Below are 20,235 nucleotides of genomic sequence, written 5' to 3' on the forward strand. Positions count from 1 at the left end.
ACTTACCAAGACGGTAAGTTAGTCGGTGATAACATCGGTGGTACCGGTGCTAACACCATCACAGGCGCTATCCAAGCGGCGAACGATGCAGCTAGCGCCGCAGGCAAAGGTTGGACATTAGAGGTCGGTGAAGGTTGGAGTAGTAAAACTAAAGACATCCAACCAGGTGATACCGTTACCTTCGATGGCGATGGTAATATCGATGTCGCTCTAAAAGGTAATAAAGTCGCTATTGGTTTAGGTGATCAAGTGGTCTTCTATAAATCACTTAGCACGCCACCAGTTGACGGCGCTGCGGCTGATCCAAATATCCAGGGCGGTGTTGTTTCAACGTTGAAAGCTGATTATCTCAATATTGATGAGAGAGTCACGATTGACGATGAAATCAAGAAACATAGCCTTGCTCGTGTGGATCAAAACGGTGTGACCTTGGCTCATAGTGAGCTCGATGCCAAAGGCGAACCTATCCGTGAGGATAATCTGAAACTTGCAGCGGATGGCTTACGCTTTATCAACCAAGACGCTGTAACAGAAGAAAATCCTGAAGGTTATCAAGGTCCTAGCATCACTAAAGAAGGTGTTGATGCCGGTAACTTCAAAGTGACCAACGTCGCTGACGGTGATGTAACTGCAGAAAGCAAAGACGCTATTAACGGCGGTCAGTTGTTTGCTGCGACGGATGCTCTAGCTGCACGCGACCAAGAGTTGGCTCAACGTGATAAAGACTTGGCTAACACCTTGTTCGACACCACTGAAGGCCTAGCTAAACGTGACCAAGAGTTAGCACAACGTGATGACGATTTGGCTAATGCCTTGTTCGACACCGCTAACAGCGTGGGTGTGTTAGGTAATACCACCGCTGACGTCCTCGGTGATGGCGTGACTTACCAAGACGGTAAACTTGTGGGTAATAACATCGGTGGTACGGGTGCTAACACCATCACAGGCGCTATCCAAGCGGCTAACGATGCAGCTGGCGCCGCAGGCAAAGGTTGGAACGTTGTTGCAGGTGACGCAGAAGCGCAAAACGTCGCTCCAGGCGAAACGGTTAACTTTACAGCCGGTAGCAACTTGAACGTCGCGCTTAACGACGGCCACAATGTTGAATACGGCTTGAATCCTAACCTTGTCGGTCTCAACAGCGCTCAATTCGGTGACGAAAACGCTAGCACCATCATCGATGGCAAAGGCTTGTTATTCGCTGCTAAAGATGCTGAAGGCAATACTGTTCCAGTCGGTCCTAGCATTTCTAAAGACGGTATCGATGCAGGTAACACTCGAATCACCAACTTAGCGGATGGTGAAGTGAATGCCAACAGCAAAGACGCTATTAACGGCGGTCAGTTGTTTGCTGCGACGGATGCTCTAGCTGCACGCGACCAAGAGTTGGCTCAACGTGATAACGATTTAGCTAATGCCTTGTTCGACACCGCTAACAGTGTGGGTGTGTTAGGTAATTCAACCGCTGACGTCCTCGGTGACGGTGTCACTTACAAAGACGGTAAGTTAGTCGGTGAAAACATCGGTGGTACGGGTGCTAGCACCATCACGGATGCAATCAAAGCCGCTAATGATGCAGCGGGTACGGCAGGCAAAGGTTGGAACGTTGCAGTGGGTGACACGACGCAAACCGTAACACCTGAGCAAACCGTTAAGTTCAACGCAGGTAACAACCTCAATGTGACGCTGAATGATGATCACAATGTTGAATACGGCTTGAACCCTAACCTAGTCGGTCTTAATAGCGCTCAATTTGGTGACGAAAACGCCAGCACTATCATTGATAGCAAAGGCTTATTCTTCGCAGCGAAAGATGCTGAAGGCAACACCGTACCAACGGGTCCAAGCATTAGCAAAGACGGCATTGATGCAGGTAATACTGTCATTAGTAACGTCGGTGCTGGTAGCGTGGCTGCTGGTAGTACGGATGTGGTCAACGGTGGTCAATTACATGACTTCGGTGAGAGTGTGGCTGATGTCTTCGGTCAAGGTGTCACCATGGGTGATGACGGTAAGTTAGTGGGTAATGACATTGGTGGTACCAATGCCTCTAACCTAACTGACGCCATCCAAGAGGTGAACGACAAAGCTGATCAAGCCGCTAAAGGTTGGAACCTTGCTGTAGATGGTCAAGAGCCAGTCGCTGTAACAGCAGGTTCAACAGTGGGTCTCACTCACTCTGATGGCATTGTCTTGACTCAAAGCGAAGGCCCAGACGGACGTACCAACATTAATATCGGCTTTAATGGCCAAGCCCCAGCTTACAACGGTGACATAACCGCTGACTCTATCACTTCTAAAGTGGTCAGCGCGAATACTCTCAACGTAGGTCAAGGTGGTATTAATGTGGCACCAGGCGCATCCATCAATATGGGTGGTAACCAAGTCCACAATGTGGCTCCAGGTTTTGCACCTAATGATGCTGTAAACGTCGGTCAATTGAACCAATTGGCAACGGCTACTGCTAACGAAACTAATCGTCTAGAAAACGAAATTCGTAAGGAACGTAATAAAGCTCGCGCAGGTACAGCAGCCGCTCTTGCTGCCGCTGGTCTTGTTCAAGCTCAACAACCGGGTGAATCAGTATTCGCTATCGGTGGCGGTACCTTCGAAGGTGAAGGCGGTTATGCGGCTGGTTTATCATCTGCCTCTGAAAACGGCAAATGGTTGATCAAAGGCTCTGTCGCCGGCGATAGTCGTGGTCAGGTCGGTGGTTCAGCTAGTGTAGGTTACAGATGGCGTTAAGGCTGATACAGCCCTAAGCGTTGACTTAACTCTTCGCTAAACCTCACAAAGCCCTTGATAGTCATATCAAGGGCTTTGTTTATGGAGGCTCACGAGAGTGAAGTAGGGTAGTACTAGACTCACATAACAAGCCAATATCTAATCGGAGCCCGGACTCCCAATAAAAAACACGCTAGTCAATAACGGCCATCGAGGCCATCCAAATACCGGCTTTCTAACGCACACTCCTAAGCATAAAAAAACAGCTACACATGGGATGACAAGGTAGCTGTTAACTGATCAGTGCTAACAGATGTGATCTAAGCGATTCGTTTTAGCTAATGAAGTATTTTGATTCTAGATAGATCTGTAAAATATGGCTTAGTAATACGTCCCACAAGCCCCATTAAATATAAGTGTTAATCCATCCTTAATCGTATAGGGGTGCATAGTGCTAAAACTACTTAAAACTAAAACGATTTGTCTAAAAGCCTCTGGCTTTGCCAATTAAATCATAGGCCGCATTGATTTCTTGACATTTTTTGTTAGCGTATTCTTGCATTTCTTTGGGTAGATCTTGTGCCGCAAAACGGTCTGGATGGAATTCTTTGATTAATTTACGATAGGCTTTTTTGATATCCGCTTCACTGGCATCAGGCATGAGCCCCAGCGTTTGATAGGCTTTTTGAATTTTATCGGAGAGATTTTGGGTCGTGCCAGCATAACCACGCCCGCCCTGGTATTGGCGTTGTTGAGAACTACCATAACTGTATTGATGGTGCTGTTGTTGGCGTCCAGCCCCTTGTTGCCAAGTACTTTGCTTATTGTAGTAGGGGCGACCTGTCATATTCGTGATGATGATATTAAATTCTTCGGCGCTGACGCCAGCATAGGGGGCGATTTTGGCTAATAAGGCCAATTGCTCAGCACTCGGGAAGGGTTCAGACTGCAAGAGAATATTAAAAATATTATTCGTCAGTTGACTCGAATTGGTTAGGGAGTAGCTCATCTCCGAAAGAAGATTTTCTACCGAAAAATTCGCTTGTTTACCCTCGTTAAAACGCTGCTGAAGATGGCTGCGCGACGTACCTTGGATTAACATCTGATCGAGTAAATCATTGGCATAATCAATATCATCGCTATCGACCACACCTTTGGCTTTGGAAAAAGCCCCCAAAAGACTAAATAAACAAGTCAATAAATAATGCTGTGGGGTAAAGACCTGATTAAAAATCTGTGAGCGAAAATATTTATTAGGAGCATAGCCCGCTTTTTCAAGGTTTTCGGCGGAAGAGGTGATTTTTTTGGCCTGTTGCATACCAATGAGTGAGCATATGACGATAAATATAAAAAAAGCAAAAAGCATAATTGAAACTCTAGAGTGCTGGAGACCAGTGCGGGTTGGACAATACCTAAGAATATATAGACAAATCAAAAGAATACAAGCTAAAAAACCGATAGACCAAATTTATGAGCTCACGAGACTGACTGGCAAGCTAGTGATCTAATGCCGTTTTTATGCCTTTGATAAGTATGTAGTTCTATGAAATAAATTGTTAATAATACCTTGCTATAAAAAAGTAGCCTGAATGCAACAGAATCGGTCAATTTAAGCGAAAACCCTTGTAATTATTGATGATTTTAACGTTTTCAGTGGGGAGCTTATATTATTAATGTTACAATAAATTGACTTTTATCATGGCTTTTTGTGCTTGTTGTGTGGGCGTAACTGTTGTGAAATAACTTTTTTTTAAGTGAGTGACTATGAAACTAAACAAAACTTTATTGGTCTTAGCAAGTACATTCGCACTCAGCGCGTGTAACTTATCTGATATTAACGACGGTCAAACAGACGATCCAGTTTGGCCAGATGTTGAAACTAACCTAGACCTTTCCAAAGGTACATTCCCTGATTTGACAGCGCTTGAACAAGTCAAAGAGGGCATGACTAAAGATCAACTTTATTACTTAATTGGCAGACCGCACCACGGTGAGGGCTTCTTCGGTGTTAAAGAATGGGATTACACATTCCACTTCCACACCCCAGGTCAAGGTACGAATGGTATCACGACTTGCCAATTCAAAGTCTTATTTGACAATAATCGTTTGACTCGCAGCTTCTTCTGGAAAGCGGTTGATCCAGCAGACGCGGTTTGCGGTCAAGCTAAACCACAACGCTTTACCTTAGCGTCTGACGCTTTATTTGCTTTCGATAAATCTGACTTACGTGCTGGTGCGCAAAGCAAATTAGATGAACTTGTCCAAAAAATCTCTCAATTCGATCGCTTCCAAGGCATTACTGTGACGGGTTATACCGACCGTCTAGGTAACCACGACTACAATGTGCGCCTATCCCAAAAACGCGCGCAAACTGTTGCTGATTACTTAACTGGTCACGGTATCCCTGCTGATCGCATTCAAGTCCGCGGTTTAGGCCCACAAAGCCCTGTGAGCAATTGCTCCAAAGACTTAGGTCGTAAAGACTTAATTTCTTGCTTGCAAGCTGACCGTCGTGTCGACGTTGAAGTAGCCGGTTCTGGTGTAGTTAAAGCCGCTCAACAAGCGAGCAACTAAGTTTTATTAACTTATACCAACGCCAACAAAAAGCCGAACCTATTCGTTATGCGTATTAGGTTCGGCTTTTTTTATTGAGCTTGTAAGCACGGGGCGGTGTATGCCGTCCTTATTCTTGAAAGGGTTCGAATTGGCCTGTGCGTTCATTGCGCACAAACAACACACCTGTCGCAATCCCAAAATACGCCCCATGAATTTGCAATTCACCGGCATCGACTCGCGCTTTGACATTAGGGAAGGTGAGCAAATTATTCATACTGTACTCAACCACGGCCCATTCCATTTTTTGGATCCAAGCGGCTTTATCTTCACCTTGAGGACCGACTTTTTCTTTAATGGGCTCAATCTGTGACATCCATTTACCAATAAAATTGCGTTTCGTCAGCGGCGCGGCATTGTTCGCAAACGCCGCTACGCCGCCACAGCTGGCATGACCCATAATAACGATATGTTTGACTTTGAGGGCTTCGACCGCAAATTCGATGGCGGCGCTGGTACCGTGATAAGAGGTTTCTATACTGGCGGATTCGCAAGGCGGCACAATATTAGCGATATTGCGCACCGTAAAAATCTCTCCTGGATTGGCATTAAAAATGGTTTCGGGTGCGACGCGAGAGTCACCACAGGCAATGACCATGATGTCAGGGTTTTGACCTAATTCTCCGAGTTTTTTGTAGACTTTTTTTTGTTCTTCTAGGCGACCATGCAAAAATTCTTGGTAGCCCGCTTTTAAGCGTTTAGGAAACATTTCAGACCTTATGGGATAAAAATAGCAACATGCTATTTTAACGTTTTTCAAAAGCCTTAAGCTTAAGTTTGCTCAGAAATACGCAGACATTTAGGTGACGGGCATCATGCACCAAGCTTATAACTTCAGTAACTACAAGGGTGTTTTTTATTTATTTATTGCGCCTAGCCTGTGTGCTGGCTTACAGAGCTTGCCCACATTAGCTAGTACTCGGTGTGTCTACTGGGCGGCCATTTTATGCGGCTTGGGGCTCGTGTTGTATTTATTGAGTTATTGCCCCTACCTGTCAGTGTGGCTGCCCAACACTCGTTGGCGTGCTGGCTTGGTCCTGCTTATATACGTGTTGCTGGTGTTTAGCTACTTGGCATGGCGCCTGCAAACGCGTTTTAGTGATCAATTAGCAGATAGTCATAATCATCAAACGGCCTATTTGCTTGTGCAGGTCAGTGGTTTACCACAGATAAATGATACCTCTCTGCAGTTTGATGCCAAGGTACTACAATCACGGCCGTCGCAGGGGATTCCTAGGCAAATTCGCTTAAGCTATGCGCTGGCGCCTTGGGCCGGGCCTTATACGCAAGCCAAACCCACACGCACAGTTCCCCCTATTAAACCTGGTGATACCTTAGCGTTTTATGCCTTACTCAAGCGACCTGAATCTTTACTCAATCCAGGGCAAAGTGATCGGCGTGCTTATCTGCTCAGTCAGGGTATTCGTGCACTTGGCACGATTAAAAGCGAGCCTAAAGGGGTGCTTTACGACACGCCTTTGAGTTTGTCTATTTGGCTACAAAAAATCCGCTACCAGTTGCGCCAGCGTTTGCAAAGCTATTGGCAGGATAAGCCCTATGGCGGGGTCTTATTGGCCTTGGTGTTAGGTGATCAGCAAGGCATTAAGGCAGAGGATTGGCAACTCTTTAAAAAGGCAGGGATTAGTCATTTAGTAGCCATCAGTGGCACGCATATCGGCTTATGCGCGCTCTTGACGCTGCAGTTAGTCACACGGCTTTGGTCATGGCTGAGCTATCGCGGTAAACGGCTCTCCGAGTCCCGTCCCGCTCAAGCGACAGCGCTCAGTCTAGGGCTGCTGGCTGCGCTCGCTTATAGCTTATTGGCGGGGTGGGGGATCCCAGCGCAACGCAGTTTTCTGATGCTGTTTTTTGTGGTGATAGCTCAGCGCTTGCGCCTCAATGCCTCTACCTTTGTCGTGTTGTTATTGGCCGCCAATTGTATTATTTTATTGGATCCTTGGGCGCTGCTCAGTCCCGGTTTCTTTTTATCCTTTATGGCTGTATGGTGGCTGACTTTATTATTCAAAAAAACACAAAAGGGCAGCTCGACTAAGCAGCGCTTCTGGCTTTTTATAAAGCAGTATTGCGCAAGTCAACTTTTAATCTTTTTTGGCTTAGCGCCCGTGTTGATGTTGTTCTTTAGTCAGGTGTCAGTATTGGCGCCCTTGGTGAATCTGTATGCGATTTTTGTGGTGGGTAGTATTGTCACACCGCTGAGTCTATTTTTTGCAGTGTGGGTGTGGATACCAGGCTTAACGAGCTTGAAGGGCTATTTGGCGGATGTTATTCATGCCGTTCTCGCTTATACGCTGGATTTTACACATTGGCTATGTACGGGTACCTGGGCGATCTGGGATACGGGACAGCCTACATGGTGGGGGCTTGGCTTGAGTCTGCTAGGGCTTTATGCCCTACACCTGAGTCGCTTAAGTCGTGCCCATGTCTTATGGCTAGTGCCTGTGTTGGCGTTATGGTGGCGCCAACCGCCCAGCGCGACTGAGGGTACTTGGCGCTTAGTCGCCTTAGATATTGGTCAAGGGGGGAGTGTGCTGATTAGTACCGCCAAGCATCATATACTGTTCGATAGCGGCTTACGACGCAGTTATCAGCTAGAGTCAGCCAATCAGGTGATTTTGCCTGTTTTACGTAGTTTGCATATCAAGCAGTTGGATCGCTTGATTATTTCCCATAGTGACTTAGATCATGTCGGTGGTTATGCAGAGTTAGTGTCGCAAATCCCGGTAACCTTAGCTTATGCGCCTTTTCGCTTGGATAAATGGTTACAGGACGATAGCCAGCGTCTGCACAAAGCCTATACGCCACGCTATCCGCAAATGATGGCGGCGCCTTGCTATGCGGGGCAACGTTTTAGCCTAGATGGGGTTAGATTTGAATTTGTTTGGCCCGCCCCTGAGCGTTATGCGCAGGGACGCCTTGCCAACAAAGCCAATAACGCCATGAGTTGTGTCCTACGCGTTCAGGGTAAGTTTCATTCAGCGATCTTAACAGGGGATATAGGTCAGGCGCAAGAATTGGCCATGATGCACCACTATAAGCTCAGTAGTGATGTCGTCATGGCACCGCACCATGGTTCGGCCAGTTCCTCATCGGCGCCATTTGTGGCGGCGACGCAGCCACAACTAGTGATTGCGCAAGCTGGTTTATGGAATAAATTTGGACATCCACGACCTGAGGTGGTGCAACGTTGGCAGCACCAGCAGGCGCTTTTTTTTAATACTGCCAAGCAAGGTGCCGTTACCGTCAATTCTGATGTCACTGGCTTGCATTGGTATACGGAGCGCCAGCAGCGCGCTCGTTATTGGTACGAATAAGGCCTATTTCTAAGGCCCAAGGATGGCAAAGCCCCGCGATCTGGGGTAGCATAAAAAAAGGTAGGTGCTATTTATTATGTTCTTAGTTTGGGTGTATTTATTTCACAAAAGGTGAGCTTATGGCGCAATCACAACCTCGTTTACATTACGTCCCTTGCATTAGCCAAGCGGGTTTTCATCGCATGGCGTATTGGGAGTGGGGCGATTCCGCGAATCCTCGGGTCTTGCTCTGTGTCCATGGTCTCACGCGTAATGGCAGGGATTTTGATAAGGTCGCGCGTACCTTTGCTGATTATTACCGCGTAGTATGCCCAGATATAGTCGGTAGGGGCGCGTCGGATACCCTAATAAACCCTGATTTTTATACTGTGCCCCAATACATGGCTGATTGTGTCGCCTTATTGGCACGTATCAATGCCGACCACATCGATTATATTGGTACCTCTATGGGGGGGCTTATCGGCTTAGGTTTAGCGGGTTGGTCGGCGCTCAAGGTCAATAGTTTTGCCAATGCGCCCACCGTGTTTGAACTGCCGCCGTATCGCTTTTTGTTCAATAAAATGGTGCTCAACGATGTGGCGCCTACCATCGATGAGGCCGCACTCAAACGGATCGCTAAGTACGTGGGGCAGCCACAGTCTTATGCCACCTTTGAGGAGGCGGTCAATCGCACCAAGATACGTTGTGCGCCCTTTGGTCCGCTCAATGAAGAACAATGGCAGGAGTTCACGCGTGTTGGCTTAATCGAGGCCAACGGTCAATGGCAACAAAAATACGATTTAAGTATTGCTCAAGCCTTTGAACATGAGTATAGTGACGAGACCAAAAATCGCATCGAAGAGCTGATGTGGAATGCCTACTCGCATATTCCATGTCCAATTTTAGTGTTGCATGGTGAAGAGTCCGATTTACTCTCCAAAAAAACCGTCAAAAAAATGCAAAGCATGAACGACAATACCCACGTCGTCAGTTTTGCCAAGCAAGGTCATGCACCCACCCTTTTACCCGATAATCAGATTACCGTCCTTAAAGATTTTTTGTTCGATGAATAAAGCTTTTGTAAAAGAAAACGATAACGAGCCAGACGATGACCTCGAAGCGGAGGCTTCTCCTTTGCCTGCTGGCACTAAAAACTACATCACACGCCAAGGTTATCAAAAACTTCGTGATGAACTCACGCACTTGATGACGACGGAGAGGCCAGATGTCGTGTCGGTGGTGTCGTGGGCTGCCTCAAATGGTGATCGTTCTGAAAATGGTGACTACTTGTATGGTAAAAAACGCCTACGTGAAATCGACCGTCGGATTCGTTTTTTAACCAAGAGGCTCGATAAGGCGGAGGTTGTCGATCCAGAGCAACAGCCCAACAAAGATCAGGTGTTTTTTGGTGCCACGGTAGCATACATGGACCAAGATGAGCAGGAGTTTACGGTCACAATTGTGGGGGTGGATGAAGCCGATCCCTTGCAAGGCAAGATCAGTTGGATTTCTCCAGTGGCGCGCGCCCTCACCAAGGCTCACGAAGGTGATGTGGTGACCTTACGCACCCCCGCCGGTGAGCAAGAGTTAGAGATTCTCTCGGTTACTTATCCTGTTGCTCAAGCGTAAACTGGGCCGCTTGATCCTGCGTTAAGCACTGTTGCAAGATAGGCAAGGCCTGCGCGAGAGCGGGGCCTAGCGTATAGGGTGGGTTGATGACAAAAACACCACTACCATATAAACCATGTCCCCCCTTGGGTATGGCACTGATTTGCAAGGCGGCGTGCACGTAGCCTAAAGACTGGCCACACAGGTTTTTTAGACCTTCGAGTAAGCTTGCCACCTGAGGACGATGCACTAAGGGGTACCAAATCATATAGGTGCCAGTGGCAAAACGTTTAAAGCCTTCTTGGCAGGCCTTTAGCACCGCGACATAATCGTTTTTGTCCTCATAAGAAGGATCGATAAGAATAAGCCCCCGGCGGCTCGGGGGTGGTAATAAGGCCTTAAGCGCCGTAAAGCCATTGTCATGATAAAGCTTGACTTGTTTTTGGATGTCGCTGTCTTGATAGGCAATATTGGCTTGAAGGTTCGCAAACTCAGTTGCATGCCACTCAAATAAATGCAAGCGATCGTGGTCACGCATGTATTCTAAACACAACCATGGCGACCCTGGATAGACGGTTAACGCGCCATTGGGCTCGGAATTGAGTGCGCCAATAGTGTGAATATAAGCGTGTAATAGGGAGCTGGATTCGATAACTTGCGCTTGCTCAATCAAGGCGCTCACTCCCGTGGCAAATTCTTGATTAGTCGCCGCCCATTCACTATCTAAGTCGTATACACCAGCACCTGCATGACAATCGATCACGCTATAAGCTTTGTCTTTTTTGTTGAGGTGTTGCAGGATGTGAATCAAAACGCTGTGTTTGAGTACATCGGCATGATTGCCCGCATGAAAGGCGTGTCGGTAACTAAACAAAGTAAAAATACCCAAAAATAAAGAAATACCCTTATTAGTTTATAAAAATCCCTCCTAAATGTTCACCAATTCGTGAATTCAATTTAAAATAGCCTATTTACTTTTATCAATTTAACGCCTAGGTTTCTTGCATGTTAGAGTTTATTCGTAAGCACCAGAAGTGGGTCATGTTTTTGATCTTTGTGATTGTGGTGCCTTCTTTTATTTTTTGGGGCGCTGGAGACTACCAAAGCTTAGTTTCAGATGGCAGTTATTTAGCCAAAGTGGATCGCCAAAAAATCACCGCAGCCGCCTTTAATGAGAGCTGGCGTAACCGTCTGAATCAAATGCAAAGAGAGCAAGGTGAGAAGTTTGATGTGCATCGAGCTGATACGCCCGCCAACCGCCAGATCTGGCTTGATCATATGATCGACGGCCTGGTCATTGGCGAAGTGATGCGACAACAACACTACAGTGCCACTGACAAAATGGTACAACAGGCGATTGCAAGTGAGCCCGCTTTCCGCAAAAATGGTAAATTTGACCAAAAAACGTATCTTGAAGTGCTGCAATACTCCAATGTTACGCCGCAGCAATTTCAACAACAAATGCGTTACACCGAAGCCGAGCAGCAAGTCGTCGCGCCGATTGTTAATAACTTCAATGTACCAAATGCCATCAATGATGCCATTATCAAGGCGCAAGCTGAGCAACGCACTGTTAGAATGCGTCTTTTTGAAGCCTCTAATTACCTTGACAAAACGCATGCCGTGAATGATGAGGATGCACAGTCTTGGTACAAAGAGCACCAACAAGCATTTGAAGTACCTGCGATGGTAGATGCTGATTATATTCTTCTTAACAAAGAATCCACCCTTAAATTAGTTGATCAGCCCTCCGAACAAGATCTCCAAACCTATTACAAAAATAATCAATCGCGTTTTGCTGGGACCGAGCGTCGCCAAGTAAGCCATATTCAGTTGCATTTACCAAGCCAAGCGGATGCCGCCCAAAAGGTTAAGCAAGAAGCGCAAGAAATCTACCAAACCGCTCATGAGCACCCCGAGCAATTCGCGGCCTTGGCCAAAGAGCATTCTGCAGACGCCGGCACTAAAAACACCGGTGGTAGTTTAGGTATGCTCACGAAGGGTGATATTCCTGACTTCGATAAGGTGGTCTTTGGCGACGATACCATTGGTGTGCGTGAGCCGATTCAAATCGGTCAAGATCTGCATATCATCTATGTCCAAAAAATCGCCGCGGCCAACAAACGTAGTTTTGACGAGGTTAAGGATCAACTCAGCAAAGAGATCAAAGAGCAAAAAGCCGCCGATAAATTTTCCGAATTATCGAATTCGCTTAGCAATGCTATCGAATCAAGTCGTAACGACTTACAACCCGTAGCGGAGCAACTCGATCTCAAACTTCACACGGTTGATGGTATTAGCCGTAGTGGCTTGCATGCAGACGCTCAAAAGGACATCTCAGACGAAGCCAAAAAAATCTTTGCTCAACCCCGCGTCTTGGACTATTTATTTAGCAGTGATGGCATGACTGGTCATAACTCGCCCGTGATTGAGTTGTCACCCGGTGAATTATTGGTGGTACGTGTCACTGAAAACCATAAAGCTCGCGTGCCAGAATTCCAAGAGGTCAAAGATCAAGTGGAGCAACAGCTCAAATTTGCGCAAGCCGAGCAAATCGCCAAAGCAGAGGGTCAAGAGCTACTCAAGGCCTTGCAAACCTCGCCTGATAACCAGGCCTTACTCAAGAGCTTTGAATCAGCTCAGACAGTCACCCGTCAGGATCTCATGAGCGCGGGCTTGGCCAATGATCAAGTCAATGCCATTATGCGTGTCGATGCTGACAAGCTTCCAGCGTATGCAAGTTTTGATTTACCGGGGGCATTTGGCATAGCCCGTGTCGAAAAAGTCGAAGCTGGTTCGCCACAGCGAATTGCGCAATTGCGTCAACAAACCCCTATGCTTTATTTCCCGGCACAGGCTCAACTCGAAAAATCCGTCTTAGCTGAGTTACGCCAACAGGTGGGGCTCAAACTCCAAGAAAAAAATATCAAGGAGGTTATCGAGGCCGATGATGCCGATAACTAAATCGCCTACCTCAGATTAATGTGGCTGAAGACCCATGGTGTCCTAGATACCATGGTTTTTTTTATGGCTATTTATGTGTGCTTTGTGGGTAGTGACGTGGTTTGCGCTTAGGCAGAGTTGCTTGAACAGGTAGCGCTAGATGAGGTAAGTATGATTGATTTGTGTGAGGTGACAAGTATTTAAGACGACCGCTGGTAGGCAAGCCGCAGCCAGCAACACCGATGGTAAGCAGCCATGGTGAGTTTGCTTTTGACTGTAATACGGGTATGTATGTTATGTCGATAATTGAGGAGGGGGGACGCTAAAGGTTGGTCTTGGCGTTGGCGAGGCACTGGCGTTCGCCGTTGCTTAATAGAACAAGCGGTTAGCGCACCGTATTGCAGTGTTAATTTAGCTCTTTGTAGCGTAGGGCCGTGAATCTGTGGGGCCGATTTAGGGTGCTTATTAGGATAAATAATAATAGTGGTGTTCACCTAAAAGAACCGCTAAGGTGATGCTTTCAATTAGCTAAGTCGTGCTGAGCTTACGTTTTCACAACGCGCGTAAACTTTGCTTAGCCTCGCTATCGTGTAAGCAGCGGGGCTTTTTATTGAAACTGAGAACATACCAAATGAAGTCGAGGGTGAGAAGTCTTAGAGGAGCGAAGGACTTAAAAAGCAAAAAAAGTACAAATAAGCGTAGCGTTGCGTGACTCAACACCACAAAAACAAATCGATCAAGCGCATAGACGACGTTTTTGGTAGTGCAGGCGGGCGTCGTCAATAAACAGAGGTCGCGCGGTAAGTGGATGATTATTGAGCGCTATGGGCGGTTTTTAAAAAAGATAATACGAAAGCCAAAAGGCGGGCTCATCATGCTATCCTTGCTCAATAGGTCGACACAGAAAAATAGCTAAGCAATGATGAACGGTCTGTCGCGCCGTAGATTAGCCCTTGAGGCGTTTGACTTTGTAGACGGCCTTAATACGGCGCACACGGCGGATAATGCGTGCCAGATGATTGCGGTTTTCTACTTCTAGGGTCAGCAGGACAACGTGGACGTTAGTATCTTGGTCCTTGGTACTAATATGGACAATATTGGCATCTTCGGCCGCAATTTGCATCATGATGGCGCCCAATACACCCCGATCTTTTTCAACAATGACTTCGATGCGTGTATGTAAATGCTTGCTAGGCGCATCGTCCCAGGCCACATTCACCCAACGCTCAGGTTCACGATGTTTTTGGCGCACGGCCACAGGGCAGTCTTGGCAATGGACCACCAAACCATGACCTGGGCGTAGAACAGCGGTGATGGCATCGCCTGGGATTGGCATACAGCACGGTGCTAATTGTACGGATTGACCCTCGCGGCCTTGAATCAAGATAGGAGCTTTGTCACGGCTGTCTTTTTCGTCTAAAAGGGCAGCGGTCGTGGCGAGCAGCGGATCATTGGTCAAGAAGCGACGGGCAACAACAGAAGCTAGGCGATTACCCAAACCGATATCGAGGAAAATCTCTTCAAGACTACTGGCATCGGAAGATTTCACGAGTTCGTGCCAGAATGGATCGTCATCGGCAGGCATCTGAATGCCGAGATTATCCAGAGCTTGTTTGAGGACTTTTTTGCCGAAGCTGACGGAGTCGGCATAATTATGGTTGCGTAGATAATTACGAATTTCTGAGCGCGCGCGTCCCGTGCGAACAAATTCAATCCAATCGGCACTTGGTTGCGCTTCGGGAGAGGTGATAATCTCTACCGTATCACCACTACGTAATGGCGTATTAATCGAGGCGGCCTTGTGATTAATACGTACGGATTTTATGTGATTGCCAATATCGGTGTGAATCGCATATGCAAAATCTATGGGCGTCGCTTTGCGAGGTAGGGACACGACGCGGCCCTTAGGCGTAAGTACAAAAACCGCATCTGGGAACAAGTCGATTTTGACATGTTCGAGAAATTCTGCCGAATCACGGGTCTTATTCTGGATCTCTAGCAAGGACTCCATCCAGCGATGCGTTTGCTGCTGAATATCACTCAAATCGGTTTTGTTTTTGTACATCCAATGTGAGATGACGCCGTTTTCGGACATTTGTTGCATATTGCGCGTACGAATCTGAAATTCGATCGAAATGCCGTAGGGGCCAATCAGAGTAGTGTGCAAAGATTGATAACCGTTGAGTTTAGGCAGCGCAATATAGTCTTTGAATTTGCCGGGTACGGGTCGGTACAATTGATGCAAAATCCCTAATACCAAATAGCATTCGGCCTGCGTATTGACGACAATTCTAAAGCCGTGAATATCCATGATCTCTGAAAACGACTTGCGCTTGCCTTTCATCTTCTTGTAGATACTGGCTAGCGATTTCTCACGGGCTTGGACATCGGCTTCAATGCCCTGAGCGGGTAAGGCAGAACGCACACTATCCAAAATAGTGCTCAGCACATCACGGCGATTGCCTTTGGCATGCATTAAGGCCTTGCTAAGCACCTCATAGCGATAGGGGTACATGCCCTGAAAGCACAAATCATTAAATTCTCTATACAAAGAATTCAGACCCAGTCTATCGGCGATGGGTGCGTAAATTTCTTTGGTTTCTTTGGAGACGCGACGCGCTTTTTCGAGGCCAACACCATCGAGAGTGCGCATATTGTGCAGCCTATCGGCTAGTTTGACAAGGATAACGCGGATATCGCGAGCCATGGCCAGCAACATTTTGCGAAAACTCTCGGCTTGTTGTTCGGCTTTAGAAGAAAACTGCAGCTTATCGAGTTTGGTGAGCCCGTCCACCAGTTCGGCAATATCGGGATTGAATCTCGCGCTGATCTCTTCTTTGCTGACATCCTGATCTTCGATGACATCGTGCAACAAAGCGGCTAAGAGGGCATTAATATCGAGTTTCCAGCCAGCACAAATTTCGCAAACAGCAATCGGGTGTGTGATATAAGGCAGCCCATTATTACGCATTTGCCCTTCATGAGCTTTGCGTGCAAATTCAAAGGCTTGAATCAGCGTTTGGATGTCGCTAGCACGAAGATAATTATTGGTTTTTTGGAGGAGGGATTCAATCAGGTCAGAAGTGTAACGAACCGGATTCTCAATATGGGCGGGAGTGCTTTTTTTGGCGAAGCGCCCTGCAGCAATATTCTGTCGCCTAAAAGGCGAGGAACGCCGCAGGTCTTGGATCAGGTGATCTGCATCTTTGCGCTTCATGCGAGGGCCTAATGTAATAAGAGGTGATCAGCGAAATTAGACGGGAACTTTGCGTAGCATTTCGGTGCCAGTCAGATCTTGAGCAATCTCGCGTAAGGCAAGCACAGTCGGTTTGTCATTATCGACGGGTACGCGAGGTTCGTGACCTTGGGCAATTTCGCGTGCGCGGTAAGTCGCCGCCAGGGTTAAATCAAAACGATTAGGAATATGTTCTAAGCAATCATCAACAGTAATACGTGCCATAGTAATTTGAATTATCTATTATGAGTGAGGAAAATGTGCAAAACGGTTGCACTAATACCATCATTTTAAAGAAAAATAAACACCGAAAATATACGCATAAAAACCTAAAAAAGCCAAAAACAGGTTTGGCTTTGAAATCATGACGTCTGGCGTTTACTTTACAAATTCTTTAATGAGTCAAAACACCTAAACTTGCAAACAATTCTGCGTGTAATTTCGCTTGCGTAGCACCGCGAAGACGGGCGGTGTTTACAATTTGCTGCAGCTGTTGTAAGGCGGCATTAAAGTCATTATTAATAATAACATATTCACAATCAAGGGCATGCTTGATTTCTGTGGCGGCGCCATTTATACGGCGTTCGATAACGTCGGCGCTGTCTTGGCCACGATTTTGTAAACGTTCTTTCAGGGCTTCAAGGGAAGGTGGCAAGATGAAAATATCGATTAAATCAGAAAATTGTTGACGTACTTGAGCCGCCCCTTGCCAATCGATTTCAAGGAGGATGTCGTGACCTGCGGCTAATTGTTGCTCAACATACTGCTTAGGGGTGCCGTAGTAATTGCCATGCACATGGGCTGATTCCAGCAGTTCACCATTGGCTTGCATGCTTTTGAATTGGTCTTCAGAGACAAAGAAATAGTGTTTACCGTGCACTTCGCCTTGGCGCGGTGCGCGCGTAGTGCATGAAATTGACAAACCGATATTTTTATCTTGTTGTAATAAGGCATTGACTAGACTGGATTTACCAGCACCACTGGGCGCAACCACCATAAATATATTGCCAGGCGTCTTGGACATAAAGCTCTCTTTAAAACAATGCGGCCGCGGCGGCGAGTCAAGGAAAGCGAATAGCGCTCAAGGATAGATTTGCGCCTAGACCGTGCAAGTAAAAATATCGATCATTTTAACGTAAAAAAGCCGTGATGCGTATCTGGCTGCGACGCTATTGAAGGCAATTTTTGCTTGCCTCAAGCGTTATGTCAGTTTTGGAATCGGTCATGCTGGTAAATATCCATCGTGACTTTAGACGATTGTTGTGCTGATGGTGATTGGGCAAACTTAAATCCTACTTTAAGGAGATCAACATGCACACAATCAAGCCTCAGACGTCATCCAAATCCCTCATCCGTCAATGCGGTCAAGCCATGACCGAATACATTATTATCGTCGCCTTGGTGGCTGTCGCCGCCATCGCTGTGTATCAGCTTTTTGGTCAAGTGGTGCGCTCGCAAACAGCGGCAATGGCCAAAGAGTTAGCCGGCGAAGACGGTTCGGCTCAATCGCAACAGGCTCAAACCGCGGCACAATCGGCCGAAGCCCAAACCGCGGCTAAATCACTCAAAGCCTTTACTGGCAATGCGGCAGCAGGCCAATAAGATGAAGCGCACTGGTCTGTACCAACAACAAGGTCAAGCCTTGGCACTGGGGATTTTGTTTTTGAGCGTATTAGTGCTTATGCTCTTAGCGCTATTTGGCTTAGCGCGTTTGCATGATGCCAAAAATCGCCTGATCAATGCGGCCGATAGTGCTGCTTACTCAGGAGCCTTGGTACAGGCCAGAGCCCTCAATATGCAGGCGCACATTAATTTAGCGCAAGTGGCCCATCAGGTCGCGATGGCGCATCTCGTCACCCTAGGCTCATGGGCAGAATGGGCAGCGCGCGAGAGTGATCGTCTCAGTCTAGGTAATCCGCCTAGCTACTTGATCGGTATGATGTTTGGTGCCGATCATATGGCCGCTTATCAAGCGGCTAGAGGCGCCAGACATATTTATAGTGCAGGCCGTCAGCATGGGGACTTAGCACAACAATATAGTCAACATGAGGAAATTGTGCATGCAGTTTTAGCCCAGCTCAGTCAAGTCATTCAGCAACAGCTTCCGAGCATGCGCGATCAGGCGGTACAGGCCATTCTACAGAGCAATTATCCAGAATTACAGACTATAAGCCGCGCTCAAATCGCGCAATTGACTCTAACATCGCCTGCGAAGCAGTCGTCAAACCTTGTATTTAGCAAGATGACGCAATTGCGAAATGCCGAGTCCGCGCAGTTGCAATGGCAGACCCAAGATTTGCACGCCCCTTTTATCCATCGTGTGCCGTGGCAAGGACCTTATCGAACGTTTCTACAGACAGTGGTGGCCGATTATCATTTTTTGGACAAACGCCAGCAGCTGGCCCGTAATTTATGGGCTATTGATCCCAAATGCCCATTTAAGCGTCATGAGTTGCGGCGCAATGGCAGCACTTTTTTAGATCAGGATGGCTTATGGCAAGCCACGGACACACAGTCCTATCACGCCTTGCGCTCGAATCGCTGGATAGGCTGCTATTTTCGTGAATATCCAATGGGTTGGGCTTGGATCAGTAGTCAATCTAAACACAAACCGGAGGGTTTTGAGTTTATTGATGATGCACCAGAAAATTTTTCTGCCATGGATTTTTGGCGTTGGGTGCAGAGTGCGACACAATGGAATTTATTTTCTGGTAGCAGTAATCCACTGGCCAATTCTTATGCGGCAGCTAGCACCCAAAAATGGGGCACTCGCGGTTTGCCTGCGCTCATAGATACGAAGCCTGGGTCGACGCCCCAGCGCTTGTTATTTAAGCTGCAGTTGCAGCAGACGCATTTCTTTGGTTTATCACTCCATAGCCGCGCCCATGCTGAGACCTTTTTTGAGCGCTATCAAGCGCGTAGCGACGCTCAGCACGAAGCGCCTAATCTTTGGCACCCGTATTGGCAGGCACGTTTAGTCTCAGATCCCTCTAGCAAGGAGCAACCATGAAGCAAACTGCCATGAGACAAACCCCCATGAAGCTGCATGGCTTAGCATTGCAAAGCGGCCAAGCAGTGGTCGAAAGCGTTTTATTGCTATTAATTCTGATCATTTTTTTTGTGGCGATTCATTGGCTAGCATGCATCGGTGATATGGCCCTCACAAGCACGCAGTGGAGCCGCTACGCCGCCTTTCAGAGCACTCAAGATCCTGATTTTGACCCCTCGCCATTAGCAGCGACTTTTGTCAGTGGTAGCAGTAATCATTGGCGTGATCGCAAAGGTGAGAAATTATTAAATGCACAGGCGATAGCTTTAGACATAGATCGTTCTCAGCCACTGCTGTCTGAGGCCCAGCCGGGAGGGCGCCTGCAGACGGCAGAGCAACTCAGAAGCGAGTGGCATTTGGCCGATACAGGTATTGCCACGGCTCGCGTGCAATTACAGCCACACTACCAAGTCCTTAGCCATAACCAAAACGCCTTAAGCCCGCAGCTGCAGGTATTTGCGCAACAACATATTGGGATTACGCGCCACACGGCCATTCTTAATCGAGCTGGACATAGTCAAAGTGATGAGCAAGCGCACCAAAAAACGGCGCAATCTCAGCACGCTTGGCTAGCGGCTTATCAACCTAGTCATACCATCGCTACCAAAGTCAATCACATTGTCGCGCCTGTCGACCATGCTTGGCAGCGGCCCGCGCTGCGATTTGACTGGTTAAGCGGCTGGGCCTCGAAGTTGCCTCAGATGCACCTAAAACGCCAACCAGGCCACGCCAATCCTGGGCCATAAGCCATT

The 20,235-nt window shown here is 47.4% G+C and carries 15 protein-coding genes; 9 read left to right on the top strand and 6 right to left on the bottom strand.

Annotated elements, in window-relative coordinates; genetic code table 11:
• Positions 1–2,745 (top strand): YadA-like family protein (locus tag Q335_RS10315; protein ID WP_028358018.1); only part of this gene is annotated, 2,745 nt, incomplete at its 5' end.
• Between the two features lie 463 nt (positions 2,746–3,208).
• On the opposite strand, the gene djlA is transcribed toward Q335_RS10315, so the two are convergent.
• Positions 3,209–4,090 carry a co-chaperone DjlA gene (djlA, locus tag Q335_RS0107070; RefSeq protein ID WP_028358019.1) on the bottom strand — a complete coding sequence of 294 codons (882 nt, stop codon included), beginning with the start codon at positions 4,088–4,090 and terminating at the stop codon, positions 3,209–3,211.
• 398 nt (positions 4,091–4,488) lie between these two features.
• Here djlA and Q335_RS0107075 point away from each other — a divergent pair, with 398 nt between their 5' ends.
• The gene (locus Q335_RS0107075; protein ID WP_028358020.1) at positions 4,489–5,298 is read left to right on the top strand and encodes an OmpA family protein; all 810 of its coding nucleotides are present in this window, start codon (positions 4,489–4,491) and stop codon (positions 5,296–5,298) included.
• Positions 5,299–5,407: 109 nt separating this feature from the next.
• On the opposite strand, the gene Q335_RS0107080 is transcribed toward Q335_RS0107075, so the two are convergent.
• Positions 5,408–6,046, bottom strand: a complete 639-nt coding sequence (locus Q335_RS0107080; RefSeq protein WP_028358021.1) for a carbonic anhydrase — start codon at positions 6,044–6,046, stop codon at positions 5,408–5,410.
• A 106-nt stretch (positions 6,047–6,152) separates the two neighbouring features.
• Here Q335_RS0107080 and Q335_RS0107085 point away from each other — a divergent pair, with 106 nt between their 5' ends.
• The 3 genes from Q335_RS0107085 to greB all read left to right on the top strand — a co-directional run bounded on the left by Q335_RS0107085 (position 6,153) and on the right by greB (position 10,277).
• Complete coding sequence (locus Q335_RS0107085) at positions 6,153–8,669, top strand: DNA internalization-related competence protein ComEC/Rec2 (RefSeq protein WP_051532379.1); 2,517 nt, start codon at positions 6,153–6,155, stop codon at positions 8,667–8,669.
• Positions 8,670–8,788: 119 nt separating this feature from the next.
• Positions 8,789–9,721, top strand: coding sequence for an alpha/beta fold hydrolase (locus tag Q335_RS0107090; RefSeq protein ID WP_028358023.1), 933 nt, complete (start codon positions 8,789–8,791; stop codon positions 9,719–9,721).
• The gene (greB, locus tag Q335_RS0107095; RefSeq protein ID WP_028358024.1) at positions 9,714–10,277 is read left to right on the top strand and encodes a transcription elongation factor GreB; all 564 of its coding nucleotides are present in this window, start codon (positions 9,714–9,716) and stop codon (positions 10,275–10,277) included. The genes Q335_RS0107090 and greB overlap by 8 nt, the downstream gene beginning before the upstream one ends.
• Here greB and Q335_RS0107100 read toward each other — a convergent pair.
• Positions 10,252–11,130 (bottom strand): 23S rRNA (adenine(2030)-N(6))-methyltransferase RlmJ, encoded by an 879-nt coding sequence (locus Q335_RS0107100; protein WP_028358025.1) that lies wholly within the window; start codon positions 11,128–11,130, stop codon positions 10,252–10,254. The genes greB and Q335_RS0107100 overlap by 26 nt on opposite strands.
• 131 nt (positions 11,131–11,261) lie before the next feature.
• On the opposite strand from Q335_RS0107100, the gene Q335_RS0107105 reads away from it, so the two are divergent.
• Positions 11,262–13,220, top strand: coding sequence for a SurA N-terminal domain-containing protein (locus tag Q335_RS0107105; RefSeq protein WP_028358026.1), 1,959 nt, complete (start codon positions 11,262–11,264; stop codon positions 13,218–13,220).
• Between the two features lie 925 nt (positions 13,221–14,145).
• On the opposite strand, the gene Q335_RS0107110 is transcribed toward Q335_RS0107105, so the two are convergent.
• From Q335_RS0107110 to gmk, 3 genes are all read right to left on the bottom strand, one after another.
• The gene (locus Q335_RS0107110; protein WP_028358027.1) at positions 14,146–16,416 is read right to left on the bottom strand and encodes a RelA/SpoT family protein; all 2,271 of its coding nucleotides are present in this window, start codon (positions 16,414–16,416) and stop codon (positions 14,146–14,148) included.
• Positions 16,417–16,452: 36 nt separating this feature from the next.
• A complete protein-coding gene (rpoZ, locus tag Q335_RS0107115) occupies positions 16,453–16,659 on the bottom strand; it encodes a DNA-directed RNA polymerase subunit omega (RefSeq protein WP_028358028.1) in 207 nt (68 codons plus the stop codon).
• 169 nt (positions 16,660–16,828) lie between these two features.
• The gene (gene gmk / locus Q335_RS0107120; protein ID WP_028358029.1) at positions 16,829–17,458 is read right to left on the bottom strand and encodes a guanylate kinase; all 630 of its coding nucleotides are present in this window, start codon (positions 17,456–17,458) and stop codon (positions 16,829–16,831) included.
• A 287-nt stretch (positions 17,459–17,745) separates the two neighbouring features.
• On the opposite strand from gmk, the gene Q335_RS0107125 reads away from it, so the two are divergent.
• The 3 genes from Q335_RS0107125 to Q335_RS0107135 are packed head-to-tail and all read left to right on the top strand — an operon-like array spanning position 17,746 to position 20,229.
• On the top strand, positions 17,746–18,036 hold the full coding sequence (locus Q335_RS0107125) for a hypothetical protein (protein ID WP_028358030.1): 291 nt from the start codon (positions 17,746–17,748) through the stop codon (positions 18,034–18,036).
• 1 nt (position 18,037) lies between these two features.
• Positions 18,038–19,444 carry a TadE/TadG family type IV pilus assembly protein gene (locus tag Q335_RS09665; protein ID WP_038369642.1) on the top strand — a complete coding sequence of 469 codons (1,407 nt, stop codon included), beginning with the start codon at positions 18,038–18,040 and terminating at the stop codon, positions 19,442–19,444.
• Positions 19,441–20,229 carry a hypothetical protein gene (locus tag Q335_RS0107135; RefSeq protein WP_051532380.1) on the top strand — a complete coding sequence of 263 codons (789 nt, stop codon included), beginning with the start codon at positions 19,441–19,443 and terminating at the stop codon, positions 20,227–20,229. Before Q335_RS09665 ends, Q335_RS0107135 begins: the two co-directional genes overlap by 4 nt.
• Positions 20,230–20,235: the final 6 nt, after the last annotated feature.

The organism is Brackiella oedipodis DSM 13743, assembly GCF_000621025.1.
GTDB classification, from domain to species: Bacteria; Pseudomonadota; Gammaproteobacteria; order Burkholderiales; family Burkholderiaceae_B; genus Oligella; species Oligella oedipodis.